Here is a 23,461-nt window from a genome sequence, read left to right as displayed (position 1 = left end):
GATGACCGTGCCAGCCTAGCCGCCCGTCACACACCACGTTCCGCTCCCCGATGTCAGTTTCGCTACCTCCCGCCCGATCCTCGGCCGGGCGAATGCGGCATACCGCTCAGCTCCACCGTCCCCGCCGGATCACCTCGTCGTCCGGACGGCGTCCGCGACGCAGCGACGGTGACCGATGGTCGGGGGCACGGTAACCCACCGTCACCGCACCGATGGGCGCGAACTCCTCCGGCACCCCGAACGCCTCCCGGTAGCTCGCCAGGCGTTGCGGCGGGATGCCGAAGAAGCAGGCGCCCAGCCCCTCGTCCACGGCGGTCAGCAGCATCAGCAGTGCGGCGAAGCCGGTGTCCACGTACCAGTAGGGCACCGGCCAGCGCTCCGTCGCGCGGTCCGCCCAGCCCTTGTCCGGCTCGGCGTACCGATCGAGGTAGGCCGACCGGTTCGCGTGCGGCACGATGATCAGCGGCGCCCGCCGCATCCCGGCCAGCCAGCGTTCCCGCCCGCCGCCCTCCGGCGTGGCCGCCGTCCAGAAACGTTCCCGGTCCGCCGCGTCCTCCAGGACGAGGAAACCCCAGCCCTGCGCGAACCCGGCGGACGGTGCCCGGACGGCGTGGTCGAGCAGGCGCTGCACCACGTCGGGCGGGACGGGCCGATCCGGGTCGTAGTTGCGCACCATCCGTCGCCGCCGGAGCACCTCGGCGAACTCCATGCCACTCCCCCCGGATCGCCGGCCGGTCAGGCGCCCGGCCGGACACCCCAGACGCCGCGCCAGGTGGCGCCCGGCTTCAGCGTGATGACGTCCTTGCCGGAGCGGAACGCGTCGGGTGGACAGGTCATCGGCTCGACCGCGACCGAGCGGCGGTGCCGCTCACCGGTCAGCGAGTCACCGGTGAAGACCTGCCACCAGCCGAACTCCCGGTCGGCCCAGAGGGTCACGCCGGTCGACCCGTCCGGCGCGGCCAGGCTGACCGACGAGCCGCCGTCGGCGTCCCGGATCACCTCGCCGAAGGTCAGGTCGAGTGTGGCGCTGCCGATCCGGCGCGGGCTGGTCCAGTCGTACTCGGTGCCGCCCACCTCGGTCGCCCCGACCGGCAGCAGCCGCCCGTCGACCACCATCCGGGTCCGGGTCGGCAGCCGCATCGCCAGGTCGTCGACCGCGACGCCGGGCAGTTGGAGATACGGGTGCACGGCGAACCCGAACGGCGCCGGCTCGCCGCTGACGTTGCGCACCTCGTGCTCGGCCCGCAGCCCGTCCGGTCCGACGCTCCACCGGCTGACCAGCCGCAGCGCCCACGGGTAGCCCGGCTGGGGCGGCAGGTCGTAACCGATGGTCACCGCGTCGGCCGACTGCTCCAGCAGCCGCCAGGGCACCCAGGTGACCAGCCCGTGGATCGCCACGTGCCGCTGCGGCTCGGTCAGCGGCAGCTGGTGTGTCCGCTCACCGAACGTGTAGCGCCCGTCGCGGATCCGGTTGGGCCACGGCGCCAGGACCTGGCCCGCGCAGCCGGGGCAGAGCTCGTCCTCGGCGTACCCGTCGACGTAGTCCACGCCGTCGTGCCGGTACGTCCGCAGGCCGCCGCCCACCTCGACGATGACGGCCTCATGGCCGGCGGCGGAGATCGTCCACTGAGTGCCCGAGGGCGGACGCTGGTCGGGGGTGTGCATGTCGGCGACCCTAACCAATCAGTCCCGGTCGCCGCTCGACGACGTGGCCGCCCGGTAGCGCAGCAGGGCCGGGAAGGCGACGGCGAGCACCACCACCAGCACGGCCGAGGCGACACCGCCGGCGATCCAGGCGACCCCACCGCCGAACCCGGCGGCCATCGCCCCGGCGCGCAGGTCACCGAGGCGCGGGCCGCCGGCGACCACCACGGTGTTGACGCCCTGGAGCCGGCCGCGCATCCGGTCCGGCGCGTAGACCAGCAGCATCGACTGCCGCAGCACCGCGCTGACCAGGTCCGCCGCGCCGGCCACACCGAGCAGCAGCACCATCAGCCAGAGCTGGTGCGCGAACCCGGCCGCCGCGATCGCCAGCCCCCACGCGACCACCGCGACCACCAGTCCGAGGCCCTGCCGGCGCAGTCGGCTGATCCAGCCGGAGGTGAGGCCGCCGAGCATCGAGCCGATGGCGATGGCGCTGAACAGCCAACCGACCGACCCACCGCCGCCGAACCGGTCGTGCGCGATCTCCGGGAAGAGCGCCCGGGGCATGGCCAGGATCATGGCGATCAGGTCGACGGCGAAGGACAGCAGCAGCACCGGGGTGGTGGCCAGGTAGCGGAATCCGTCGATGACGCTGGCCAGGCCCGCCCGGGCCGGGCTGCCGTCACCGTCGGGGCTGGGCTCGGGCGGCAGCGCCGGCAGCCGCAGCGCGGCCCACACCATGGCCGTGAAGAGCAGCGCGTCCGCCCCGTACGCGATGGGGAGCGCGACCTGGGGATCGTCCCAGATGGAGAGGATCAGCCCGGCGGCCAACGGGCCGACGACGGAGGCGGCGGTGAACGTCGTGTAGTTGAGCGTGCTCGCCGCCGGCACCAGCTCGTCGGGCACCAGCCGGGGCAGCATCGCGCTGCGGGCCGGCGCGCTGATCGCGAACGCCACGGACTGCACCGCGACCAGGACGAGCAGCAGCACCGGGCTGCCGACCCGGAACACCGCCTGCAGCAGCAGGCCGAGCGTGGACGCCCACAGCAGCGCGGACCCGCCGAGCAGCACCAGCCGCCGGTCCCGCGCGTCGGCCACCGCGCCGCCCCACAGCCCGAAGACCAGCAGCGGCACGAACCCGGCGACACCCAGCAGACCGACCCAGAACGAGTCGTGGGTCAGCGCGTACATCTCCACGGGCACGGCCACCGCGGTGAACTGGAAGCCGAACATCGCGATGCCGTTGCCGAGCCAGAGCCGCCGGTACGCGGGCACCCCGAGCGGCCGCAGGTCGATCGCCCAGCGACGCGCCGCGCGCGTCGGGGCCTGCTGCACCCCGGTCACGGCGCCAACCGTTCGACGGTCCAGGCGGCACCTGCGGTCCAGGCGGCCCCGCCGGTCCGGCGGAACAGCAGCCGGTCGTGCAGCCGGCCGGCCCGGCCCTGCCAGAACTCGACGGAGTCGGGGCGGACCCGCAGGCCACCCCAGTGCGGGGGCGCGGGGATCGGCGTGCCGTCGGGGAACCGCTCGGCGGCCGCCCGGTAGCGCTCCTCCAGGGTGGCCCGGTCCGGGATCACCTGGGACTGGGGGCTCGCCCAGGCGCCCAGCTGCGAGGCGCGCGGCCGGGTCGCGAAGTAGGCCTCGGTCTCGGCGCGGTCCACCGGCTCCACGACGCCGGCGACGACCACCTGACGCTGCATGGGAAACCACGGGAAGACCAGGCTGGCGTACGGGTTGGCCGCGGCCTCGGTGCCCTTGCGCGAGGCGTGGTTGGTGTAGAAGACGAAGCCGTCCGGGCCGTACCCCTTCAGCAGGACCGTCCGGGCGCTGGGCCGGCCGGTGGTGTCGGCGGTACCGACGATCATCGCGTTCGGCTCGGCCAGCCCGAAGGCCACCGCGTCGGCGAACCAGCGGGCGAACTGGGTGTGCCAGTCGCCGGCCAGGTCAGCCTCGGAAAGGCCCACGTCCGCGGCGTACTCGTTACGCATCGCGGACGGGGCGGGTGTGTCGCCCGTCACGTTCCACTCCTTCTCGCCGGGCCGCCGCACAGCCGGAGGCGCTGGCCAGCCCGCAGTCTCCAGTCTTGCCCAGCCGGTGGCCGGATGCGCGCCCGGGGATGTCGTGTGCGGCACAGCCGCAGCGGGTCGCGCGGTCAGTACTGAGCAGGCAAGATGTTGCGAATCGAGGGAGACCGACCACACCCAGGAGAGCGAGATGGCCGATTTCAAGCCCGGGCTGGAGGGCGTCGTAGCCTTCGAGACCGAGATCGCCGAACCCGACCGCGAGGGTGGTGCGCTGCGCTATCGCGGGGTCGACATCGAGGACCTGATCGGCCAGGTCTCCTTCGGGAACGTGTGGGCCCTGCTGGTCGACGGCCGGTTCGGGCCGGGCCTGCCGCCGGCGGAGCCGTTCCCGGTGCCGGTGCACTCCGGCGACATCCGGGTCGACGTGCAGTCGGCGGTGGCGATGCTCGCCCCGTACTGGGGGCTGAGCCAGCTTCTCGACATCTCCGACGAGCAGGCCCGCGCGGACCTGGCCCGGGTCTCGGTGACCGCGCTGTCCTTCGTCGCCCAGTCCGCCCGCGGCCTGGGCCTGCCGGCGGTGCCGCAGAAGGAGATCGACAAGGCGCAGACCATCGTCGAGCGCTTCATGAAGCGCTGGCGCGGTGAGCCCGACCCGCGGCACGTCAAGGCCGTCGACGCGTACTTCATCTCGGCCGCCGAACACGGCCTGAACGCCTCCACGTTCACCGCCCGGATCGTCGCCTCCACCGGCGCGGACGCCGCGGCCTGCATCTCCTCCGGCATCGGCGCCCTCTCCGGCCCGCTGCACGGCGGCGCCCCGTCGCGGGTGCTCAGCATGCTGGAGGCGGTCGAGCGCAGCGGCGACGCGGAGGGCTACGTCAAGGGCGTCCTCGACCGGGGTGAGCGGCTGATGGGCTTCGGCCACCGGGTCTACCGGGCCGAGGACCCGCGCGCCCGCGTGCTCCGGCGCACCGCCAAGGAGCTGGGCGCGCCGCGTTTCGAGATCGCCGAGGCGCTGGAGAAGGCGGCCCTGGCCGAGTTGCAGGCCCGCCGCCCGGACCGGGTGCTGGCCACCAACGTCGAGTTCTGGTCGGCCGTGGTGCTCGACTTCGCCGAGGTGCCGGCGCACATGTTCACCTCGATGTTCACCTGCGCCCGGATGGGCGGCTGGAGCGCGCACATCCTGGAGCAGAAGAAGCTCCAGCGGCTGGTCCGCCCGTCCGCGCGCTACGTCGGCCACAGCCCCCGCAAGCCGCAGGAGGTCGAGGGCTGGGACGCCATCCCGCACGGCGTCTGACCCGCGTACGTCGAGGGGCCCCGTCCGTCGCGGATGGGGCCCCTCGTGCGTCCGGATCCGGGACGGGCTGTGGCGTACGCCTCAGTGGCAAGGGTCGGGACCAGCCGCGAGGAGAACGCCAGGGGATGGGAGGATGAAAACTCGGCAGTGCCGCCGGACCGTGCTCGGATCCCGGCCGCCGCGTGTCCACACGCTCGCCGCCGGTCCGCGCTCGCCAGCTCACCGGGCTCCCGGCCCATGCGGAAGGATCTTGAAGACCGTGGCTGACGCACCGACCATCCGGATTCCCGACGAGATCAAGCCCGCCGACGGACGGTTCGGCTGCGGGCCGTCCAAGGTCCGTCCGGCGGCCGTGTCCGCCCTCGCCGACGTGGCGACCAGCTACCTGGGCACCTCCCACCGGCAGAAGACGGTCCGCGACCAGGTCGCCCGCCTGCGGCGCGGCATCGCCGAGTTCTTCGACCTGCCCGAGGGCTACGAGGTGGTGCTCGGCAACGGCGGCACCACCGCCTTCTGGGAGGTCGCGACGTTCGGCCTGATCCGCGACCGGGCCCAGTTCGCGAGCTTCGGCGAGTTCGGCGCGAAGTTCGCCAAGTCCGTCAAGGACGCGCCGTTCCTCGGTGAGCCGACGATCCGCAAGTCGGAGGCCGGCAGCGCCCCGACGCTGGTCGCCGAGGCCGGGGTGGACGTCTACGCCACCCCGCACAACGAGACCTCCACCGGCGTGGCCGTGCCGATCTCCCGGGTGGCGGGCGCCGACGAGGGTTCGCTGCTGCTGGTCGACGCGACCTCCGGTGCGGGCGGGCTGGACGTCAACGTCGGCGAGACGGACGTCTACTACTTCGCCCCGCAGAAGTGCTTCGGCTCCGACGGCGGGCTCTGGCTGGCCCTGATGTCGCCGGCGGCGCTGGAGCGGGCCACCGAGATCAAGGCGTCCGGCCGCTACATCCCGGCCTTCCTCGACCTGGTCACTGCGATCGACAACTCGCGGCTGGAGCAGACCTACAACACCCCGGCGCTGGCGACCATCTTCCTGGCCGCCGAGCAGACCGACTGGATGAACGCGCAGGGCGGCCTGGCCTGGGCGGCCAAGCGGACGGCCGAGAGCGCCGCGATCGTGTACGGCTGGGCGGAGCGCTCGTCGGTCGCCACCCCGTACGTCGCCGACCCGGCGCTGCGGTCCAACGTGGTCGCCACCATCGACTTCGCCGACGGGGTGGACGCCGCCGCCATCGCGAAGGCGCTGCGCGCCAACGGCATCGTCGACACCGAGCCCTACCGGAAGCTCGGTCGCAACCAGCTTCGCGTCGCGCTCTTCCCGGCGGTCGAGCCGTCCGACGTGGAGGCGCTGACGGCGTCCATCGACTACGTCGTCGAGCGGCTCTAGGACGTGACGGTGGGTGGCCGCGGCCCGGTGCGGCGGCCACCCACCGTGATCATCGTGGCTGCTCATCCGCGACATGCGGGCGTGGCGTCTCCCACCTGAGGACAGATCAGCGTACGGTGGTCCGAGAAGCCCGGGTGGCCGACCCGTGGCATGTGGCCAGCGAAGCGGGACGGAGGCAACGCTATGCGCCCAGTACGCTTCGTCGCCCTCTCCGAGGACGGCCAGGCCCTGGTGCTCGCCGACGAGGTGGGGCGACTGCTCGCCCTGCCGATCGACGAGCGCATCGCCACCGCGCTGCACGCCGAGCCGGGCGCCCCGCCGCTCACCGTCGCACCGACCGCCGCCGATCCCGCTCCCTCGTTGTCCCCACGGGACATCCAGGCCCGGATCCGCTCGGGTGAGTCCGCCGAGGACGTCGCTCGCATCGCCGGGGTCCCGGTCGACCGGGTGCTGCGCTATGCCGGCCCGGTGCTCCAGGAGCGGGCGATGCTCGCCCAGCACGCCCGCCGCACCCGACTCAAGGGCGCGGAGAAGCCGACCCCGCTCGCCGAGGTGGTCAACGGCCGGCTGGCTCAGCACGGCATCGACACCGAGAAGATCTCCTGGGACGCCTACCGGCGCGACGACGGCACCTGGCGGATCATCGCCACCTGGCCGTCCGGCAAGGCCACCGCGCAGGCCATCTGGGATCTCGACAAGACCCGTCAGTCGGTCGCCCCGCACGACGACATGGCGCAGTACCTGTGCGCCGAGCGGCCCACGCCGATCCTCGGCCAGGAGCCGGCGCCGGAGCGGGGCGGGCACGCGCTGCCCGGTCCGTCGCGCGGCGAGCCGAGCCGGGGCGGGCACGGGCTGCCCGGTCCCACCGAGCACCGGCCCGGTCGTGACCCGATCCGCGCCGGCCGGGACGCCCTGCTCGCGTCCCTCGACCGGCCGCTCGGCGGCACGTCGGGGCGGGGCCTCGAGCCGCGCACGCCGGCCGCCCTGGCCGGGTCCGACGCTCCCCGGCAGCGGCCGGTGGGTGGGGGTGCCGCGGCGCTGCTCGGCGGTGGCCCCGGGTCCGCGTTCGACGACGACTCCGACGCGCCGAAGGAAGTGCCGGCCGTGCCGTCGCTGGCGGTGCTCCGGCCGCGCCGCACCGGGGCGGCCGCCGCTGCCGGTGGCGAGTCCACCGACGCCGCCGGCAAGCCCCGCAAGCGCCTGCCGAGCTGGGACGACGTGCTCTTCGGCAGCGGTCCGGCGGCCCGCGAGTCCTCCTGACCGACGCGGTCGACCGACGGTGTGACACCTGCCGTCGGCCACGTCCGGCCGGGCACGCCGCGCCTGCCGGAAGGCGGGGACGCTCCGGTGCCCGTCGCACCGGAGCGGTCAGATCGGCCAGGCGGCGAGCCGGTCGTAGCGGGGCCGGGGGCCGAGGTGGCTGCGCATGAGCAGCAGCTCGGTCGCCGGCCATTCCGGCCCCTCGTAGCCGTCCAGAGTGGCGCGGTCGGCCTCGACGTCGGCCCGGTCCACGCGGTCGCCGGGGCGGGCGACGGTCAGGTGCGCGCGGAACGGCTTGTCGTCGTGCGGCAGGCGGCCGGCGCGCAGGCGGGAGCGGATCAGCCGGGCGAGGACGCTCAGCGCGTCGGCCTCGCCGCGTACGTCAACCCAGAGCACGGTGAACTGGCCGCGACCGAACCGGCCGCCGCCGCCCAGCCGCAGCCGGGGCGAGGCGTCCCGGCCCTCGCGGAACCACTGGGCGGCGAGCCCGAGCGCGCTCTCCACCTCGACCAGCTTCGCCTCCTCGACCTCGCCGAGGAAGGCGAGGGTGAGGTGCAGGTGCGCGGGATCGGCGAGCCGGACGTTGGTGCCCGCACGGGACGCGGCGCCGACGCGGAGCCGTTCGATCTGACCGGTCAGGTCGGCGACGGCGGCGGCCGGCGGGTAGACCGCGGCGAAGAGCCTCAACCCGGGCCCTCGCCGACCTGCCGGAGATGGTCGGCCACTCGCTCAGCGCCCCGAGCCGTCGGCGCCCCGGCCACGCCGTTCGGCCCGGCCGCTGGGCCGACCGGCCCGGGCCGCCGGCAGGGTGAGGCCGGCGTCGTGCAGCAGCCCTTCCACGCGGACGCGCTCGATCTCCTGATCGACGCCGTCCAGTTCGCCGAGGTGCTCGGTGATGTCCAGGGCCCGGCAGGCGAGCCGCAGCCGGTCGTCGTACGCCTGGAGGATCGCACCGTGCCACACCATCGGCCGACCGGCGCCGCCGAGCCGCTGGCTGCCCAGCCGGCGCAGGTCGGCGGCGAGTTGTTCGAGTGGCCGCCGGTCCTCCCGGTCGAACTCGGAGAGGTCGATGTCCCTGGTCAGGGCGTCGGCTTCGATGGCCCGGTCGAGCCGGGCGATGGTGCGCCGTTCCCGGCGGCGGTCCCGCCACTCGGCGTAGCCGCAGACGACCCGGTCGAGAATCTCGTCGGCGCAGAAGATCAGGGCGAAGAGCGCGGGCAGGCTGGCCACGGCGAGGAACGCCAGGGCCAGCAGCAGTGCGCGTCCGACACCCACGCATCGACGCTAAGCCCCATCCTCCGCCTTCGCCACCGGATTGGCGGCATCCGCGCCATCCGCTCAACCGGACGAGACCGTGGGGTCGAGCGGACGGCGCGTGCCGTCACTCCGGCGAGGTCACGTAGAAGCGGGGCATCGGCAGCACCCGGAACCGGAGCCGAGCCCCGGCACGGCGCAGCTGCCAGGTGAGTGCGACCAGCGCGGTGGCCAGCGAGATCAGGCCACCGATCCAGATGCTCGCGCCGGCGCCGAAGTGCTCCGCCACCCAGCCGATCAGCGGCGCGCCGACCGGGTTGGTGCCCAGGAACACCAGCACCCACAGGGCCATCACCCGTCCCCGGAACGCCGCGTCCACGCCGAGCTGGACGCGCTGGTTGGCGGCCTGGGCGAAGAAGACCATGAAGAAGCCGGTCGGCACGAGCAGCGCGACCACCGCCCAGTACGTCGGGGCCAGACCGACCAGGGTGCCGAAGCTCGCGCACCCGACGGCCGCACCGAGCACCAGCCACACCGACGGGCGGCCGCGGCGCCCCGTGCCGCTCAGCGCGCCCACCAGGGCACCGCAGGCGAGCGCGGTGCTGAACAGGCCGAACGAGGCGGCCCCGGTGTTGAAAACGGTCTTGGCCAGCGCCGCCAGGGTGAGCTGGAAGTTGAACAGCGACATGCCGATGACGGACATGACGACCATCGGCAGCAGCAGGTCGGAGCGGCGCCAGACGTACCGCAGTCCGTCGATCACCCGGGCCGAGTCGCGCTCGTCGCGGGGTGGCAGCGCGGCCCGGTGCAGCTCGGACGTACGCATCCGGACGACGTTGACCAGCGGGGCGATCGAGCTGAGCGCGGTGAAGAGGAAGACCGGGCCAACGTCGAAGGCGGCGATGGCGAGGCCGGCGACGGCCGGACCGACGATCCGCGCGGAGTTGAAGACGGCCGCGTTGAGCGAGAGGGCGTTCGGCAGCAGCGGCACGCCCACCAGCTCGGAGACGAACGCCTGCCGGACAGGGGTCTCCACGGCGTTGGCGACGCCGAGCAGCGCGGCGAACGCGAACACGTGCCAGAGCTGCACCAGGTCGGTGAGGACCAGCATGCTCATGCCGAGCGCCAGCACCGTCCAGAAGGTGTTGGCGACGAAGAGCAGCACCCGCTTGTCGTACCGGTCGGCGAGTCGACCGGAGAGCAGGGTGAGCAGCAGCACCGGCGTGAACTGGAGCGCGGTGACCACGCCGAGCGCGGTGGCCGAGTTGTCGGAGAGCTCGAGGACGAGCCAGTCCTGGGCGATGAACATCATCCAGACACCGACCAGCTTGATCAGTTGCCCGGACGCGAAGAGGCGGTAGTTGCGGACCTGTAGGGACTGGAACATCGTGCTCAGCTTCGCCTGCACTCTTGGTGCGCCTCCTCGGGTCGTACGCGTCATCGACGATGGACGGCGCGGACCCGGTGTCGCGGGCGCGTGAGTCAGCCGCGAGCCAGCTGCTGGAGGATCTCCGCGGCCCGCCGAAGGGTCTCCCGGTCCGCCTCGGGGAGCTCGGCCAGCCGGGAGGCCAGCCACTCGTTGCGGGCGCGCTCGAACTGGTCGAGCACCGCCCGTCCCCCCTCGGTCGGCGCGAGGATGACCTGTCGGCCGTCGGTCGGGTGGGGGGTCCGCTGCACGAGGCCGCGCTCCTCCAACTTCGCGACGATCTTCGTCATCGTCGGCGGTTGGACCCGTTCGACGTCGGCCAGCTCCCGTGGGGTCAGCGCGCCGGCCAGCTTGAGGCTGGTCAGCGCCGAGAGCTGGGTGACCGTCAGGTCGCCCATCGGCCGGGCCTGTCGGACCCGTCGGTTGAGCCGAGTGATCGCATCACGCAGCTGGGGAGCCAGCTGCGCCGGTGGCACGCGTTTCGCCGTCACCGTCCGCTCCGTCACGATAGTTAGCTTAACTAATGAGCCTGGCTAACGACATGCGATATGACCCGGCTCACGGGAACCTTCCGACCTGCGCCGGGCTGGAACCCCGTAAGGAGCCCCAGCCCGGCGCACGGCTTTCACAGCACCACGGACTCGATCGGCCCGCGCAGGAAATACACGATGAAGAGCGCGGCCACCCCGTACAGCAGGGGGTGGACCTCCCGGGCCTTGCCCCGGGCCACCTTCATCAGCACGAACGTGATCACGCCCGCACCGATTCCGTTCGAGATCGAGTAGGTGAACGGCATCAGCACGATGGTGAGGAACGCCGGGATGGCGATCTCGTAGTCCGCCCAGTCGATCGTCCGCACCGCGGTCATCATCAGGAAACCGACCACCACCAGCGCCGTCGACGCCGCCTCGAACGGCACCACCACGACCAGCGGCGCCAGGAACATCGCCAACAGGAACAGCGCACCGGTGACCAGGTTGGCCACACCGGTCCGGGCACCCTCCGCCACACCGGCGGCGCTCTCGATGTACGAGGTGTTGCTCGACGTGCTCGCCGCACCGCCGGCCGCCGCGGCGATCGAGTCGACCAGCAGGATCTCCTTCGCCCGCGGCGGGGTGCCCCGCTCGTCGAGCATGCCGCCCTCCTGGCCGACCGCGACCATGGTGCCCATCGTGTCGAAGAAGTCCGTGATGAGCAGCGTGAACACGAACATCAGGACGACCAGCCAGCCGGCCCGGCTCCACGAGTCGAGCACGTTGAAGTTGCCGAGCAGCGACAGGTCCGGCACGTCCACCACGGTCTTCGGCAGCTCCGGGACGTTCAGCGACCAGCCCTTCGGGTTGGGCTGACCGTTGACCACGGACGGGCCCACGTCGGCGATCGCCTCCACGATGATCGCCAGCACGGTCGATCCGAGGATGCCGATCAGGATCGCGCCCCGGACCCGGCGTACGACCAGCACCAGGGTCACCAGCAGTCCCACCACGAACACCAGCAGCGGCCAACTGGACAGCCGCCCGCCGATGCCCAGCCCGACCGGCACCGTCGTGTTCGCCACGTCGGGAATGCGCCGGACGAAGCCCGCGTCGACCAGGCCGATGATCGTCAGGAAGAGGCCGATGCCGACGCCGATCGCCGTCTTCAGCTGGGTGGGCACCGAGCGGAACACCGCCGTACGCAGACCGGTCAGCACCAGCACCGCGATGATCACACCTTCGATCACCACGAGGCCCATGGCGTCCGCCCAGGTCATCTCCGGGGCGATCTCGTACGCCACCAGCGCGTTCACACCGAGGCCGGCGGCCAGCGCCAGCGGGAACCGGCCGACCACGCCCATCAGGATGGTCACCACACCGGCGACCAGGGCGGTCGCCGCGGCGATCGCCGGGATCGGAAGGGTCCTGCCGTCACCGTCGACGGCGCTGCCGAGGATGAGCGGGTTCAACACCACGATGTACGCCATCGTGAAGAAGGTGGCCAGGCCACCGCGCACCTCGCGGCTCAACGTCGAACCACGGGCGGAGATCTCGAAGAACCGGTCGAATCCGTTGCGGGGGTGAGCAGGGTCGGGGGGTGTGCCGTTCTCCGGCGGCGCTACTGCCATCAGCGTCCTCGCAGGTGATCTTCGGGGGTGACGCGCGCATCGTCCCAGATCAGTGGCGAGCGGGGAAAGTTGATCGCGTACGCTTGCCGCGTGCCGAAGGAGCAGCCGCGGCCCGAGCCGCTCGACCCGCCGATGGTGCCGTTCGCGCTCGCCGGGACGGCGGCCTGGGCGGTCGTCGGGCTGGTGCTGCTCGTGTTCTTCCGGGACTGGCTGACCGAGCACGGTCACCGCAACTGGCTCTGGATCTGCCTCGCCGGGTTCCTCTGGGGGTTCCCCGGCCTCGCGGTGATGATGCGGCACGACGCCAACCGTCGCCGCCGCCGCGCCGCCGCCGGCAACTGACCCCTGCGCCCCACCCGCTGACCGTCACCGGCTCGGCGGCGCCGGTCGATCAGGGGTGGCCGTACGGCTCCGCGGGCTCCGCCGCCTCCACCGACCCCGGCGCCCGGCTGACCGACACGGTCTCCACCGCGCTGTCGTCGTAGACGGTGGGCATCTCCTCGACCGACGTGTCGGGCGCCTCGATGAGCGTCTCGGAGTGCGCGCCGCAGCCGTGGTCGACGCTCACCACCCGGCCGTCGTCGGGGGCGTAGAAGTTGCCGCACGCGCCGAAGGCCTGCCGCAGCGAGCCGGCCAGGGGCAGGTAGAAGCCGCAGGTGCCGCAGCGGGCCGCCGCCGGGGCCGCCGTGGAGATCGGGGCGGACGGGCCGTGGTCACCGTCGTACCACCGCTGGGCCGCCTCGGAGCGGCCCTCTCGGGAGAGCACCCGCGCCCGGCCCAGGCCCAGCTCCCACGCCGTCTCCTCGACCGCCGGGTCGTCGGAGAGCAGGTAGCCCGGGGCGAGTCGCTCGTCGTCCGGCGGGGTGGGCAGCAGGTCGCCGGGGCCCAGGTCGCCCGGCTTGAGCCGCTCCTGCCAGGGCAGCCAGCCGGGGGCGAGCAGCGCGTCGGTGCCGGGCAGCAGGACCGTCTCGCAGATGGTCGCGGTGCGGCCGCGGGGCACCCGGGTGACGGTGACCGCCCAGCGCCAGCCGCGGTAGCCGGCGAGATTGCACTCGAAGTAGTGCGTGACGAGGCGGTCGCCCTCGGCGACGGCCTGCAGGTGGTCGCCGACGTCATCGGGGTCCACCTCGGTGATGCCGGCGCGCGCCACGTCGACGGCGGCGGCGAGGATCTGGTCGAGGCGGGCGGCACGGGCGGAGGCGGGCCTGGTCACCGGACCATTGTTCCCCATCCGTACGCCCGCCTGACAGGGACTCCCCGACCACGTTCTCGGCAACTGGTGCGGCATGCCTCGATCAGATGGGCGAGGATGGTGCACATGCCGCAGTCCTCCCGCGCCGGGCGGTCCGCCCTCGGGCGTACCGTCGGCACCGGCATTCGTGCCCTTCGCCTGCTCTTCCGCGGTTCGGTAGGCAGCGGACGCTGGGTGACCCGCAAGGCCGGGCGGGCCCGGGCCCGCGGGGCCGGCGGCGAGGTCGGCATGGTCCGCCTCTTCGACCTGCACGCGCTCTCCTGTGCCGGTGACACCCTGATCGCCATCGGTCTGGCCGGCACGATCTTCTTCAACGTGCCGCTGGGCGAGGCGCGCAGCAAGGTCGCGCTCTACCTGCTGGTGACCATGGTCCCGTTCGCCATGCTCGCCCCGGTGGTCGGTCCGCTGCTCGACCACTTCCGGCACGGCCGCCGCTACGCGCTCGCCGCCACCATGCTGGGCCGCGCCTTCCTGGCCTGGCTCATCTCCGACCACATCCACGGGTTCGGGCTCTATCCGGCGGCCTTCGGGGTGCTGGCGCTCTCCCGCGCGTACGGGGTGGCCCGCTCGGCGGCCGTGCCACGCCTGCTGCCGGAGGGGCTGGGCCTGTCCCAGGTGGGTGCCCGGGCCAGCGTCTACGGCACGGTCGCGGGCGCGCTGGTCGCCCCGATCGGCCTGGCCGCGTTCTGGTTCGGGCCGCAGTGGCCGCTCCGGGTCGCCTCGGTGATCTTCCTGGTCGGCATGGTGATCTCGCTGCGGCTGCCGCCGAAGGCGGATTCGGAGCCACCGGAGCGGGTGCCGCGACCGCTGCGGGCGCTGGGGCGGCGCTCCGGCGATCGGCCACTGGGCCGGGGCCGGCCGGCAGGTCGACTGGTGATCGCCACGCTGATCGGCTCGGCCACCCTCCGCGGGGTCTACGGCTTCCTGCTGCTCTACCTCGCCTTCGCGATCAAGAAGGGTGACCTGACCACCGTCGTGTTCGGCCGCGAGCTGAGCGACGAGGCCGCGCTGGGCCTGGTGGGCGCCGCCCTCGCGGTGGGCACCTTCCTGGCCACGGCCGTCGGCACCCGCCTGCGCATCCACCGGCCCACCGCCATCCAGTCCAGCAGCATGATCATCGTGGCGGGTGTCGCGGTGCTCACGGTGCTCACGTTCTCGCTGCCCATGGTGGCCCTGTTCTGCCTGGTCACGGCCCTGCTCAGCGGCGTCGCCAAGCTCGCCGTGGACGCGTCGATCCAGGAACGCATCCCGGAGCGGCTGCGGGCCAGCTCGTTCGCCCACTCGGAGACCGTGCTGATGCTCGCCTTCGTGGCCGGCGGTGGGCTCGGGCTGGTCCCCTTCCCCGGCCGCGTCGGCATCGGGGTCGCCGCCGGCGTGGGTGTGCTCGCCGCCATCCGGGGTGTGCTGATCGCCGCCCGCCTGCGCGGCGAGCGCCTGGCCGGCCGCCCGCTCGGCGACGACGAGCTGACCGAGACCGACGACGACCCGACGCCCACGTCGCCCGCGCCGGACCGGCTCGGTGACCCCACGCCGACCTCCCCCGCCCCGGCCACCAACGGCGCGGCCGGTTACGACCTCGCCCCGCCCGGCTATCACATCTACCGCCCGTCCTCGGCGGTCGGCGGCGCGAGCGACGACGATTCCCGCCAGGAACCACGCGGACCACGCCCGTGACGGGACTGCTCGTGGTGACCGCGGTACCCGCCGAGGCGGACGCGGTCCGGGCCGGCCTCACCGATCCCACGGTCACCGTGGCCCCGGTCGGGGTGGGCCCGGCGGTCGCCGGAGCGGCGACCGCCCGGCTGCTTGCCCTGGCCGAGGCCGCCGGCCGCCCGTACCGCGCGGTGGTCAGCGCCGGCGTCGCCGGCGGCTTCGTCGACCACGTCGCGGTCGGCGGCACCGTACTGGGCACCGCGAGCATCGCCGCCGACCTCGGAGCCGAGTCCCCGGAGGGCTTCATCCCGATCGACGACCTCGGCATGCCACCCGCGCTGTTGGGCACCGGCAGCACGGTCACCGCCGACCCGGAGCTGCTGGCCACGCTGCGCGCCGCGCTGCCGACCGCCACTGTCGGGCCGGTGCTGACGGTCACCACCGTCACCGGCACCGCCGTCAGCACGCGGGAGTTACGCCGCCGGCACCCCGAGGCCGTGGCCGAGGCCATGGAGGGGTACGGCGTGGCCGTCGCCGCCGCCCAGGCCGGCCTGCCCTTCGCCGAGCTGCGCACCATCTCCAACCCGGTCGGTCCACGCGACCGCGACGCCTGGCGACTCCGCGAGGCGCTGGCCGCCCTGACCGAGGCCGCCCCCGCCCTACGCTGACCCGCTCTACCCGCCCCGGCGCTATCCGCACGGCGTTGTCCACGCCCGGTGTCAGCGCCTGCGGTCCAGCCGCAGGGCCGACGGCCGACTCGCGTCCGGCGCGAAGCCGCACGCCTCAAGGAAGAAAATTCCACCGGAGCTCGCAACGGCACGGGCCGTCCGGATGCCCGCCCGCTCCATCTCCTCGGTGAGCAGCGTGACGAGCCGTCGGCCGATGCCGAGCAGTCGAAGCTCGGGGGCCACCAGGACGCCATCCAGAATGATGTCGCGTCGATCCCCCAGGTCCGCTCCGATGAGCAGATCGTCGCTCCGCTCGTGGGCCCGCAGCTCGCCCACGACCGCCTCGTCGGGCAGCTCGGCGAGGAGCCGCCAGGAGGTCTCCGGCAGCCCGTCCCGCGCGCGCCGCACCCGCACCAGCCGGCGCATCCCCTCGCGCCACCGTCGCTCGTCCCGGCGTCGACGATCGAGATCGAAGGTCACCTCGGGAACCCGCAGCGGCCACCGCTCCGGCGGGAGCGTGTACCAGTGCGCCCACCACGCACCTGACCAGTCCGTGAGTCGCCGCACCCGCCGAACGTCGAGGTGCGCCGGGTAGCGGCGCCCTGCCTCGTCCCGCGGCTCCTCCCGCGGCTCCTCCTGCGGCTCGTCATCGGACGCCGCCGGCACCGTGACCACCACACCGCCTCGCGGACCCATCGTCAGCTCTCCCCCGGCCGCCCGGACCAGCCGCTCCACCGTCCGGAACCTCGCGTCCGGGCCGTTGCCACTCTCGATCCGCGCCAGCGTGCTCTTCGGCACCCCCGAACGCTCGGCCAGCTCCCGTTGGCTCAGGTCAGCCTGCCGGCGCAGGCAACGAAGGACCGCTCCCACATCGATCGGCTCGGTGCCCGTGTCCGTCATGGCGCGATCGTCCCCACTGACGCATACCGATTTCAACAGCCCCGCCGAAACTGTGGATAACCCTGTGGACAACGTGGAGGACCCCGCCCTCACGACCCTGTTGCGCGTCCTGTCAAGCTGCCCCGTTTATGGAGCGGGAGCGGGAGCGGGCGCGTGTGCGGGAGCGGGAGCGGGCGCGTGTGCGGGAGCGGGAGCGGGCGCGTGTGCGGGAGCGGGAGCCGGCGCGTGTGCGGGAACGGGATCCGGCGCGTGTGCGGGAACGGGAGCATGCGCGGGAGCGGGAGCGGGAACGAGCGCGGGAACGAGCGCGGGAGCGGGAACGAGCGCGGGAACGGGCGCGGGAGCGGAACGGGAACGGGCGCGCTGCCGTACCGCCCAGCGGGTCGTGGCGCTCGGGCCGGTGGGTCACGCGGCGGTGCGCCTCACGAGTGCCATCGCCTCAGCCGTGCTGCCCGACGCCGACGTCTTCGCCCCCGCTCGCGGGACGGCGAGCCCTGGGGAGGCCGCAGTCGCGCTCACCTTCCTGCCCGCTCACCTTCCTGCCCACACTCGTTCCTGTCCACACTCGCGCTTGCGGGCGAGATCGGTGGCCTGGCGCACGACGCCCCCTTCACCCCGGGGAGCGCCCCATTTCTGGGGCAGCTCGACAGGACGCGACCAACCCCCCGGGGCCGGGACCGTCCACCGGCACCCGGTCCCGTCACAGCCGCGACGGGAATGAGCTTGCCCACCACACCGCCCCGGCCGGCGTCCGGTCGGAAACGGGCGGGGCTACGGTGGGGGTGTGGCGCTCTCCCTCGCGATCTCGCCCTGCCCCAACGACACGTTCGTCTTCGACGCGCTGGTGCACGGGCGGGTGCCCGGGGCGCCGCCGGTCGAGGTGACGTACGCCGACGTGGACGTCACCAACACGGCGGCCGAGCGCGGCGCGTTCGACCTGGTGAAGGTGAGCTTCGCGGCGCTGCCCTGGCTGCTCGACAAATACCACCTGCTGCCCTGCGGCGGCGCTCTCGGGCGTGGCTGCGGGCCGCTGGTGCTGACCCGCGGCGACCGCACCGACCTGTCCGGCGCGACCGTCGCGGTTCCCGGTGACCGGACCACGGCGTACCTGCTGTTCCGGCTGTGGGCGGCCGGTCAGTCACCGGCACGCATCGAGGTCGTGCCGTTCCACGAGATCATGCCGGGCGTGGCCGCCGGCCGGTACGACGCGGGCCTCGTCATCCACGAGGCCCGCTTCACGTACCACCGGCACGGGCTGACCGCCCTCGTCGACCTGGGTGAGTGGTGGGAGGCCGACACCGGCCTGCCCATTCCCCTCGGCGCGATCCTGGCCCGGCGCGGCGCGGTCGACCCGCAGGCCGCGGCCGGGTGGATCCGGGAATCCGTCCGGCAGGCCTGGGCCGACCCGGCCGCCAGCCGCGACTACGTGCTCGCGCACGCCCAGGAGATGGAGCTCGACGTCGTCGACCGGCACATCGGCCTCTACGTCAACGAGTTCACCGCCGACCTGGGCGACGCCGGCTTCGCCGCCGTCGATGCGCTGCTCGGCCGGGCCGCCGACGCCGGGCTGGTGCCTCAGACCTCCAGCTCGCGCGCCACCGCGTGGACCAGCTGAGCGATCTTCTGCGCCGTCTTCTTGTCCGGGAAGCGGCCCCGGCGCAGGTCCGGCTGGACCTTCGCCTCCAACACCTTGATCATGTCTTCGACCAGGCCGTGCAGCTCCTCCGCCGGGCGGCGGCGCAGCTCGGCCACCGACGGCGGCGCCTCCAGCAGCTTGACCCCCATGGCCTGCGCGCCCCTGCGGCTGTCCACCACGCTGAAATCGACCCGCTGACCACCCGTGAGGTCGGTGACACCCGCCGGTAGCGCGGCCTTCGGCAGGAACACGTCGCCACCCTCGTCACTGGTGACGAACCCGTATCCCTTGGTCGCGTCGTACCACTTCACTCGACCCGTAGGCACCTGAGAACCTCTGCTTCGCTTGAGACGTCTACTGCTCCAAGGCTAGCTGGATCATGCCGTCGAGCGCCGTCGGGAATTCGGTGAGATCATTCAGCACCGCTGCGGCACCGGCCGCCCGCAGCTCGTCCGCCGAGCACGGTCCGGTGGTCACGCCGATGCCGGGCACCTCCGCCGTCGCGGCCGCCACCATGTCGGCGACGTGATCGCCGACGTAGTGGGTCGCCCCGAAGCTGCGCAGCGCGGCCCCCTTCTGCTCCGCGAAGAGGTCCCCGGCCAGCTCGTCGACGACCAGGCCCAGGTGATCAAGGTGCAGCCGGGCCAGCCGGCCCAGCTTCGAGGTGACCACCAGCACCCGCCCGCCCCGGGCCCGGATCGCGTCGATCGCATCCCGGGCACCGGGCAGCGGCACGGTCGGGGTGATCGCGTACGCGGGATAGAGCTCGCGGAAGGTGTGCACGGCCGACTCGACCTGCTCCGGCGGGAACCACCGGGCGATCTCCGTGCGCAGCGGCGGCCCGAGCCGGGACACCGCCAGCTCCGCGTCCACCGGCACGCCGGTCTGCGCGCTGAGCGCCCGGTAGGCGGCGGCGACACCGGGCCGCGAGTCGACCAGGGTCATGTCGAGGTCGAAGCCGACAGTCAGAGGGGACATGCGGGACAACGTACCCGCTGAGGGTGGCCGACCAGCCGGACGTCCGAGGGGCGGAGAGGCCCCCCGCCGGGCTAGCGTGGAACGACGATGACCACCTCACTCGCCGACCACCTGCGGTCGCTGCCCGACGAGTCGCTGGCCGCTCTCCTCCAGCTGCGGCCGGACCTCGTCGTACCCGTGCCGGCCGACATCTCCGCGCTCGCCATCCGGGCCCAGTCCCGGGTCTCGGTCGCCCGGGCCCTGGACGGGCTGGACCAGTTCACCCTCCAGATCCTCGACGCCGCCCGCCTCACCCGCGACCCGGGCGACGGCACCACCTCCACCGACGCCGTGCTGGCCCTGGCGACCTCCGGCCCGAAGCCGCCCGCGCCGACCAGCGTCCGGGGCGCGGTCAACCGGCTGCGCGCGCTCTTCCTGCTGTACGGCCCGGAGAGCGCCCTCACGGTCGTGCCGAGCGTCGACGAGGTGTCCGCGTACCCGGCGGGGCTGGGCCGACCGGCGGCGGAGCTGGACCCGCGGACGGCGGCGCTCTGCGCGGACCCGGCGAAGCTGCGACGGACGCTGCTCGCCGCGCCGCCCTCGGCCCGGGCGATCCTGGACCGGCTCGCCGCCGGGCCGCCCGTCGGCAGCGTGCCCCCGGGCGCCCTCCAGGCCCCGCCGCTCGGGGCGGAGGACGCGGTGCCGCCGGACCCGACGAACGGTGGCGCGCCGACCGGGTCGCCGGTGCGCTGGCTGGTCGACAACCGCCTGCTGGTGCCCGTCTCCAACGGCAAATCCGGCTCGACCGGCACGGTGGAGCTACCCCGGGAGATCGGGCTGCTGCTGCGCCGTGACACCGGTCCGCTCGGCCCGCTGCGGACCAGCCCACCGGCGGTCGCCGCCACGCCGCGCGAGGCGAAGGCCGTCGACTCCGCCGGGGCCGGCCAGACCATGGAGGTCGTACGCCACACGGAGACGCTGCTCGACCAGCTCGCCGCCGAGCCGGCGCCGGTGCTCCGGTCGGGCGGGATCGGCGTACGCGACCTGCGGCGCCTGGCCCGCGGCGCTGCCCTGGACGAGTCGACGGCGGCGCTGCTGCTGGAGGTGGCGTACGCGGCCGGGCTGACCGGTGAGCTGGAGCTGCCCGGGGCCACCACCACCCGCTACGGGGCCGATCAGCAGGTGCTGCCGACGGCCGGCTACGAGGTGTGGCGGGCCGCCTCCCTCGCCCAGCGGTGGGAGCAGCTGGCCCGCGCGTGGCTGACCATGAGCCGGCAGGTGGGGCTGGTCGGGCAGCGCGACGACCGGGACCGGCCGATCACCGTCCTGTCGGCGGAGGCGGAGCGGGCCGGGGCGCCGGCCGCCCGACGGGCCGTGCTGGGGGTGCTCGCCGACCTGGAGCCGGCCACCGCGCCGACCCCCGACGAGGTGCTGGAACTGCTCGACTGGCGGGCGCCCCGCCGCAGCCGAGGGCGGGAAGCCGCCCACCGGGAGGTGCTCGCCGAGGCCGCCCAGCTGGGCGTTACCGGGTTGGGGGCGCTCACGTCGTACGGGCGGCTGCTGCTCGCCGACGTCACCGAGGCCGACGACCGCCCCGACGACCCGCTGGGGCTGCACGCGGAGGCGGACAGCGAGGAGCCGTCCACGGCCGTGCGCGCGCTGGACGCCCTGCTGCCCGCCCCGGTCGACCACTTCCTCGTGCAGGCGGACCTGACCGTGGTGGTGCCCGGCCCGCCCGACCCGACGCTCGCCGCCGAGCTGGACGCGGTGGCCGAGCCGGAGTCGGCTGGCGGCGCCAGCGTGCACCGGGTCACCACGGCGAGCGTGCGCCGGGCCCTGGACGCCGGCTACACGGCGGACGAGCTGCACGCGCTGTTCCGGCGACGGTCCCGCACGCCCGTGCCGCAGTCGCTGACCTACCTGGTGGACGACGTGGCGCGTAAGCACGGTGGGCTGCGGGCCGGGTCCGCCGGGGCGTACCTGCGCAGCGACGACGAGGCGCTGCTGACCGAGGTGTACGCGGACCGACGGCTGGAGTCGCTGTCGTTGCGCCGGCTGGCCCCCACGGTGCTGGTGACCCCGTACCAGGTGGGGCGGCTGCTGGGCGCGTTGCGCGACGCCGGTTACGCCCCGGTGCCGGAGGACGCGAGCGGCGTGGCGGTGCTGTCGCGGCCGAAGACCCGACGGGCACCGGCCCGGGTGTCGGTGGCCACCCGCACGGTGGATCCGCTGGTCGCGCAGAAGCTGCCGATGCCACGCCTGCTCGGGGTGGTGGAGCAGATCCGGCGGGGCGACGCGGCGGCGCGGGCGGCCCGGCGGGCTCCCGCGGTGGTGCGCGCCGGCGCCCGGGGAGCGACCGGTCCGTCCCCGGTGCAGGGGCACTCCGACGCGCTCGCCGTGCTCCAGCAGGCCGTACGCGACAAGGCGCTGGTCTGGGTCGGCTACGTCGACGCTCACGGGGCGACCGCGTCCCGGCTGGTCAAACCGGTGTCGATCGGCGCTGGCTATCTGCGGGCGGAGGACGAGCGGACGGAGATGCTGCACACCTTCGCCCTGCACCGGATCACCGCAGCGGTCCTCGCCGAGTGACGGGCCGCGCCGCGCCACCGCCGAGCTGACCGCCGGCCGGGCCGCCGGGGAGCGGCCCGACCCTCAGCGGCGGCTGCGGCGGACGGTGCCGACGACCGAGATGATCAGTAGGAGGGCGAAGCCGGTGCCGGCCGCCTCGCCGATCGAGTTGACGAAGCCCTGCCGGAGCACCAGCCAGCCCCACAGGAACCAGCCGAGGAGGGCGATCCCGGCGACCGCGTACGCGACGACGGTCGCCGTCGACACCCGGTCGGCCGGGGTCTGCGCGGTCGGTGGCTGCTCGTGCTCGGGGACCACCTCACGGTCGACCGTCATCGTCAGCCTCCCCGTCCGGTACGCGGCCAGATGTCCAGCGTGGCACCGTTGTGGCCGAAGTGACAGGGGATAAACCCGGACTCGCCGCCCCCGACCGGCTCAGGTGCCGGGGCGCCGACCGATGAGGACGACGCGGCTGCCGACCTTGCCCAGCTCCCAGTAGCGCACGGCGTCGGCGTGCAGCAGGTTGACGCAGCCGTGCGAGCCGATCGACATGTCGTGCAGGTACGTGGTGGTCTCGTGGAAGCCCATGCCCTGGGTGAAGTGCTGCCAGTAGGGCAGCCACACCTCGTACGGGTCGGACCACTCCTTGATGTTCCGGAAGTTGATCGTGAATGTGCCGGCGGGGGTGCGGTAGCCGGCCATCCCGGTGCGGGTCACGGTGGGCTTGACGAGCACCTTGCCGTCGCGCATGACCCAGGTGGTCTGCCGGGTCAGGTCGATGCAGAAGGTGGTGCCGGAGCCGGCCTTGCAGCGGCTGGTGTCGGTCGTGGCGAGCCGCTTCGCCACGTCGTACGTCGTGGGACCGGCGGGGCCCTGGGCCGGGCGGATGTCGTACCGCTTCTGGAACTTCTTGATGGCGGCGCAGTCGGCGGCCGACTGCCTGCCGTCGACGGTGACCGCCCCGAACCCGCCCAGTTGGACCAGGTAGGTCTCCACGGCGCGCTGCTGCTCGCCCTGGGGGCAGCCGGCGGGGCTGCTGCTGGTGGTGGGTTTCGCCGTGGTGCGGCTCGGCGTCGGCTTCGGCTTGACCGGCGTCGGCGCGGTCGTCCGGCTCGGGGTCACCCTGGGCGGCGTCGTCGCGGGGTGGTCAGGCTGGTCGGAGCCGGGCGCTGCGCTCGCCCCCGATCCCTGCGCCGTCGCCCCGGCCGGGGCGGCTCCCCCGCCGCCACTCCCGCCGGTCGACGGGTCGAGCGCGCACGCGCCGGCACCGACCAGCGTGACCACCACCAGGGCGACCAGCCGGGAAACGGGTCGAAGACGCCACATGAGCCCTCCCCAGGACAGTCGTCCATAACCTAGACGTCGGCAACCGCCGATCCGGTTGCACCCGGTGCGCGTTTTTCTTCGGGCCTCTCGTGCCGTGCAACACTG

Annotated in this window: 23 protein-coding genes; 8 read left to right on the top strand and 15 right to left on the bottom strand. The window is 73.7% G+C overall.

Annotation, left to right across the window (positions count from 1 at the left end; all coding sequences use genetic code 11):
- Positions 1 to 106: 106 nt before the first annotated feature.
- The 4 genes from ACIBTV_RS07300 to pdxH are packed head-to-tail and all read right to left on the bottom strand — an operon-like array spanning position 107 to position 3,632.
- Positions 107 to 709, bottom strand: coding sequence for a nitroreductase family protein (locus ACIBTV_RS07300; protein WP_396703139.1), 603 nt, complete (start codon positions 707 to 709; stop codon positions 107 to 109).
- 26 nt (positions 710 to 735) lie between these two features.
- Complete coding sequence (locus tag ACIBTV_RS07295) at positions 736 to 1,665, bottom strand: aldose 1-epimerase family protein (RefSeq protein ID WP_396703138.1); 930 nt, start codon at positions 1,663 to 1,665, stop codon at positions 736 to 738.
- 18 nt (positions 1,666 to 1,683) lie between these two features.
- The gene (locus ACIBTV_RS07290; RefSeq protein ID WP_396703137.1) at positions 1,684 to 2,988 is read right to left on the bottom strand and encodes an MFS transporter; all 1,305 of its coding nucleotides are present in this window, start codon (positions 2,986 to 2,988) and stop codon (positions 1,684 to 1,686) included.
- Positions 2,985 to 3,632: a pyridoxamine 5'-phosphate oxidase gene (gene pdxH, locus ACIBTV_RS07285; protein WP_396703231.1), complete on the bottom strand. Its 648-nt coding sequence runs from the start codon at positions 3,630 to 3,632 to the stop codon at positions 2,985 to 2,987. The genes ACIBTV_RS07290 and pdxH overlap by 4 nt, the downstream gene beginning before the upstream one ends.
- A 226-nt stretch (positions 3,633 to 3,858) precedes the next feature.
- On the opposite strand from pdxH, the gene ACIBTV_RS07280 reads away from it, so the two are divergent.
- The 3 genes from ACIBTV_RS07280 (at position 3,859) to sepH (ending at position 7,612) form a co-directional block, all read left to right on the top strand.
- Positions 3,859 to 4,965: a citrate synthase 2 gene (locus ACIBTV_RS07280; protein ID WP_396703136.1), complete on the top strand. Its 1,107-nt coding sequence runs from the start codon at positions 3,859 to 3,861 to the stop codon at positions 4,963 to 4,965.
- A gap of 259 nt (positions 4,966 to 5,224) precedes the next feature.
- Complete coding sequence (gene serC / locus ACIBTV_RS07275) at positions 5,225 to 6,352, top strand: phosphoserine transaminase (protein WP_396703135.1); 1,128 nt, start codon at positions 5,225 to 5,227, stop codon at positions 6,350 to 6,352.
- A 183-nt stretch (positions 6,353 to 6,535) separates the two neighbouring features.
- A complete protein-coding gene (gene sepH / locus ACIBTV_RS07270; protein WP_396703134.1) occupies positions 6,536 to 7,612 on the top strand; it encodes a septation protein SepH in 1,077 nt (358 codons plus the stop codon).
- 108 nt (positions 7,613 to 7,720) lie between these two features.
- Here sepH and thpR read toward each other — a convergent pair whose 3' ends face one another.
- The 5 genes from thpR to ACIBTV_RS07245 all read right to left on the bottom strand — a co-directional run bounded on the left by thpR (position 7,721) and on the right by ACIBTV_RS07245 (position 12,396).
- Positions 7,721 to 8,299 carry an RNA 2',3'-cyclic phosphodiesterase gene (thpR, locus tag ACIBTV_RS07265; RefSeq protein ID WP_396703133.1) on the bottom strand — a complete coding sequence of 193 codons (579 nt, stop codon included), beginning with the start codon at positions 8,297 to 8,299 and terminating at the stop codon, positions 7,721 to 7,723.
- A 42-nt stretch (positions 8,300 to 8,341) separates the two neighbouring features.
- Positions 8,342 to 8,887 (bottom strand): hypothetical protein, encoded by a 546-nt coding sequence (locus ACIBTV_RS07260; RefSeq protein WP_396703132.1) that lies wholly within the window; start codon positions 8,885 to 8,887, stop codon positions 8,342 to 8,344.
- Between the two features lie 106 nt (positions 8,888 to 8,993).
- Positions 8,994 to 10,274 carry an MFS transporter gene (locus ACIBTV_RS07255; RefSeq protein ID WP_396703131.1) on the bottom strand — a complete coding sequence of 427 codons (1,281 nt, stop codon included), beginning with the start codon at positions 10,272 to 10,274 and terminating at the stop codon, positions 8,994 to 8,996.
- Positions 10,275 to 10,348: 74 nt separating this feature from the next.
- Positions 10,349 to 10,798 carry a MarR family winged helix-turn-helix transcriptional regulator gene (locus tag ACIBTV_RS07250; RefSeq protein ID WP_396703130.1) on the bottom strand — a complete coding sequence of 150 codons (450 nt, stop codon included), beginning with the start codon at positions 10,796 to 10,798 and terminating at the stop codon, positions 10,349 to 10,351.
- Positions 10,799 to 10,917: 119 nt separating this feature from the next.
- Positions 10,918 to 12,396 (bottom strand): NCS2 family permease, encoded by a 1,479-nt coding sequence (locus ACIBTV_RS07245; RefSeq protein WP_396703129.1) that lies wholly within the window; start codon positions 12,394 to 12,396, stop codon positions 10,918 to 10,920.
- Positions 12,397 to 12,486: 90 nt separating this feature from the next.
- Between ACIBTV_RS07245 and ACIBTV_RS07240 the strand changes: the two genes are divergently transcribed.
- Positions 12,487 to 12,738, top strand: a complete 252-nt coding sequence (locus tag ACIBTV_RS07240; protein ID WP_396703128.1) for a DUF2530 domain-containing protein — start codon at positions 12,487 to 12,489, stop codon at positions 12,736 to 12,738.
- A 49-nt stretch (positions 12,739 to 12,787) separates the two neighbouring features.
- Here ACIBTV_RS07240 and ACIBTV_RS07235 read toward each other — a convergent pair whose 3' ends face one another.
- A complete protein-coding gene (locus ACIBTV_RS07235; protein WP_396703126.1) occupies positions 12,788 to 13,627 on the bottom strand; it encodes a DUF3027 domain-containing protein in 840 nt (279 codons plus the stop codon).
- 87 nt (positions 13,628 to 13,714) lie between these two features.
- On the opposite strand from ACIBTV_RS07235, the gene ACIBTV_RS07230 reads away from it, so the two are divergent.
- A complete protein-coding gene (locus ACIBTV_RS07230) occupies positions 13,715 to 15,322 on the top strand; it encodes an MFS transporter (protein ID WP_396703125.1) in 1,608 nt (535 codons plus the stop codon).
- Positions 15,319 to 15,969, top strand: coding sequence for a futalosine hydrolase (locus tag ACIBTV_RS07225; RefSeq protein WP_396703124.1), 651 nt, complete (start codon positions 15,319 to 15,321; stop codon positions 15,967 to 15,969). Before ACIBTV_RS07230 ends, ACIBTV_RS07225 begins: the two co-directional genes overlap by 4 nt.
- Before the next feature lie 51 nt (positions 15,970 to 16,020).
- On the opposite strand, the gene ACIBTV_RS07220 is transcribed toward ACIBTV_RS07225, so the two are convergent.
- A complete protein-coding gene (locus ACIBTV_RS07220; RefSeq protein ID WP_396703123.1) occupies positions 16,021 to 16,869 on the bottom strand; it encodes a GNAT family N-acetyltransferase in 849 nt (282 codons plus the stop codon).
- Positions 16,870 to 17,653: 784 nt separating this feature from the next.
- Here ACIBTV_RS07220 and ACIBTV_RS07215 point away from each other — a divergent pair.
- The gene (locus ACIBTV_RS07215; RefSeq protein WP_396703122.1) at positions 17,654 to 18,484 is read left to right on the top strand and encodes a 1,4-dihydroxy-6-naphthoate synthase; all 831 of its coding nucleotides are present in this window, start codon (positions 17,654 to 17,656) and stop codon (positions 18,482 to 18,484) included.
- On the opposite strand, the gene ACIBTV_RS07210 is transcribed toward ACIBTV_RS07215, so the two are convergent.
- Both ACIBTV_RS07210 and ACIBTV_RS07205 read right to left on the bottom strand, forming a co-directional pair.
- Positions 18,445 to 18,831 (bottom strand): cold-shock protein, encoded by a 387-nt coding sequence (locus tag ACIBTV_RS07210; RefSeq protein ID WP_396703121.1) that lies wholly within the window; start codon positions 18,829 to 18,831, stop codon positions 18,445 to 18,447. The two genes, ACIBTV_RS07215 and ACIBTV_RS07210, sit on opposite strands and share 40 nt — an antisense overlap.
- 28 nt (positions 18,832 to 18,859) lie before the next feature.
- Positions 18,860 to 19,483, bottom strand: coding sequence for an HAD family hydrolase (locus ACIBTV_RS07205; protein WP_396703120.1), 624 nt, complete (start codon positions 19,481 to 19,483; stop codon positions 18,860 to 18,862).
- Positions 19,484 to 19,570: 87 nt separating this feature from the next.
- Here ACIBTV_RS07205 and ACIBTV_RS07200 point away from each other — a divergent pair, with 87 nt between their 5' ends.
- Positions 19,571 to 22,051, top strand: coding sequence for a helicase-associated domain-containing protein (locus ACIBTV_RS07200; protein WP_396703119.1), 2,481 nt, complete (start codon positions 19,571 to 19,573; stop codon positions 22,049 to 22,051).
- Positions 22,052 to 22,114: 63 nt separating this feature from the next.
- On the opposite strand, the gene ACIBTV_RS07195 is transcribed toward ACIBTV_RS07200, so the two are convergent.
- Both ACIBTV_RS07195 and ACIBTV_RS07190 read right to left on the bottom strand, forming a co-directional pair.
- The gene (locus ACIBTV_RS07195; RefSeq protein ID WP_396703118.1) at positions 22,115 to 22,366 is read right to left on the bottom strand and encodes a hypothetical protein; all 252 of its coding nucleotides are present in this window, start codon (positions 22,364 to 22,366) and stop codon (positions 22,115 to 22,117) included.
- Between the two features lie 99 nt (positions 22,367 to 22,465).
- The gene (locus ACIBTV_RS07190) at positions 22,466 to 23,356 is read right to left on the bottom strand and encodes a L,D-transpeptidase family protein (RefSeq protein WP_396703117.1); all 891 of its coding nucleotides are present in this window, start codon (positions 23,354 to 23,356) and stop codon (positions 22,466 to 22,468) included.
- Positions 23,357 to 23,461 lie beyond the last annotated feature (105 nt).

Origin of the sequence: Micromonospora sp. NPDC049366 (assembly GCF_044466625.1) — a bacterium.
In the GTDB taxonomy this organism is placed as follows: Bacteria; Actinomycetota; Actinomycetes; order Mycobacteriales; family Micromonosporaceae; genus Micromonospora.
This window is presented reverse-complemented; position numbering and strand designations above follow the sequence as displayed.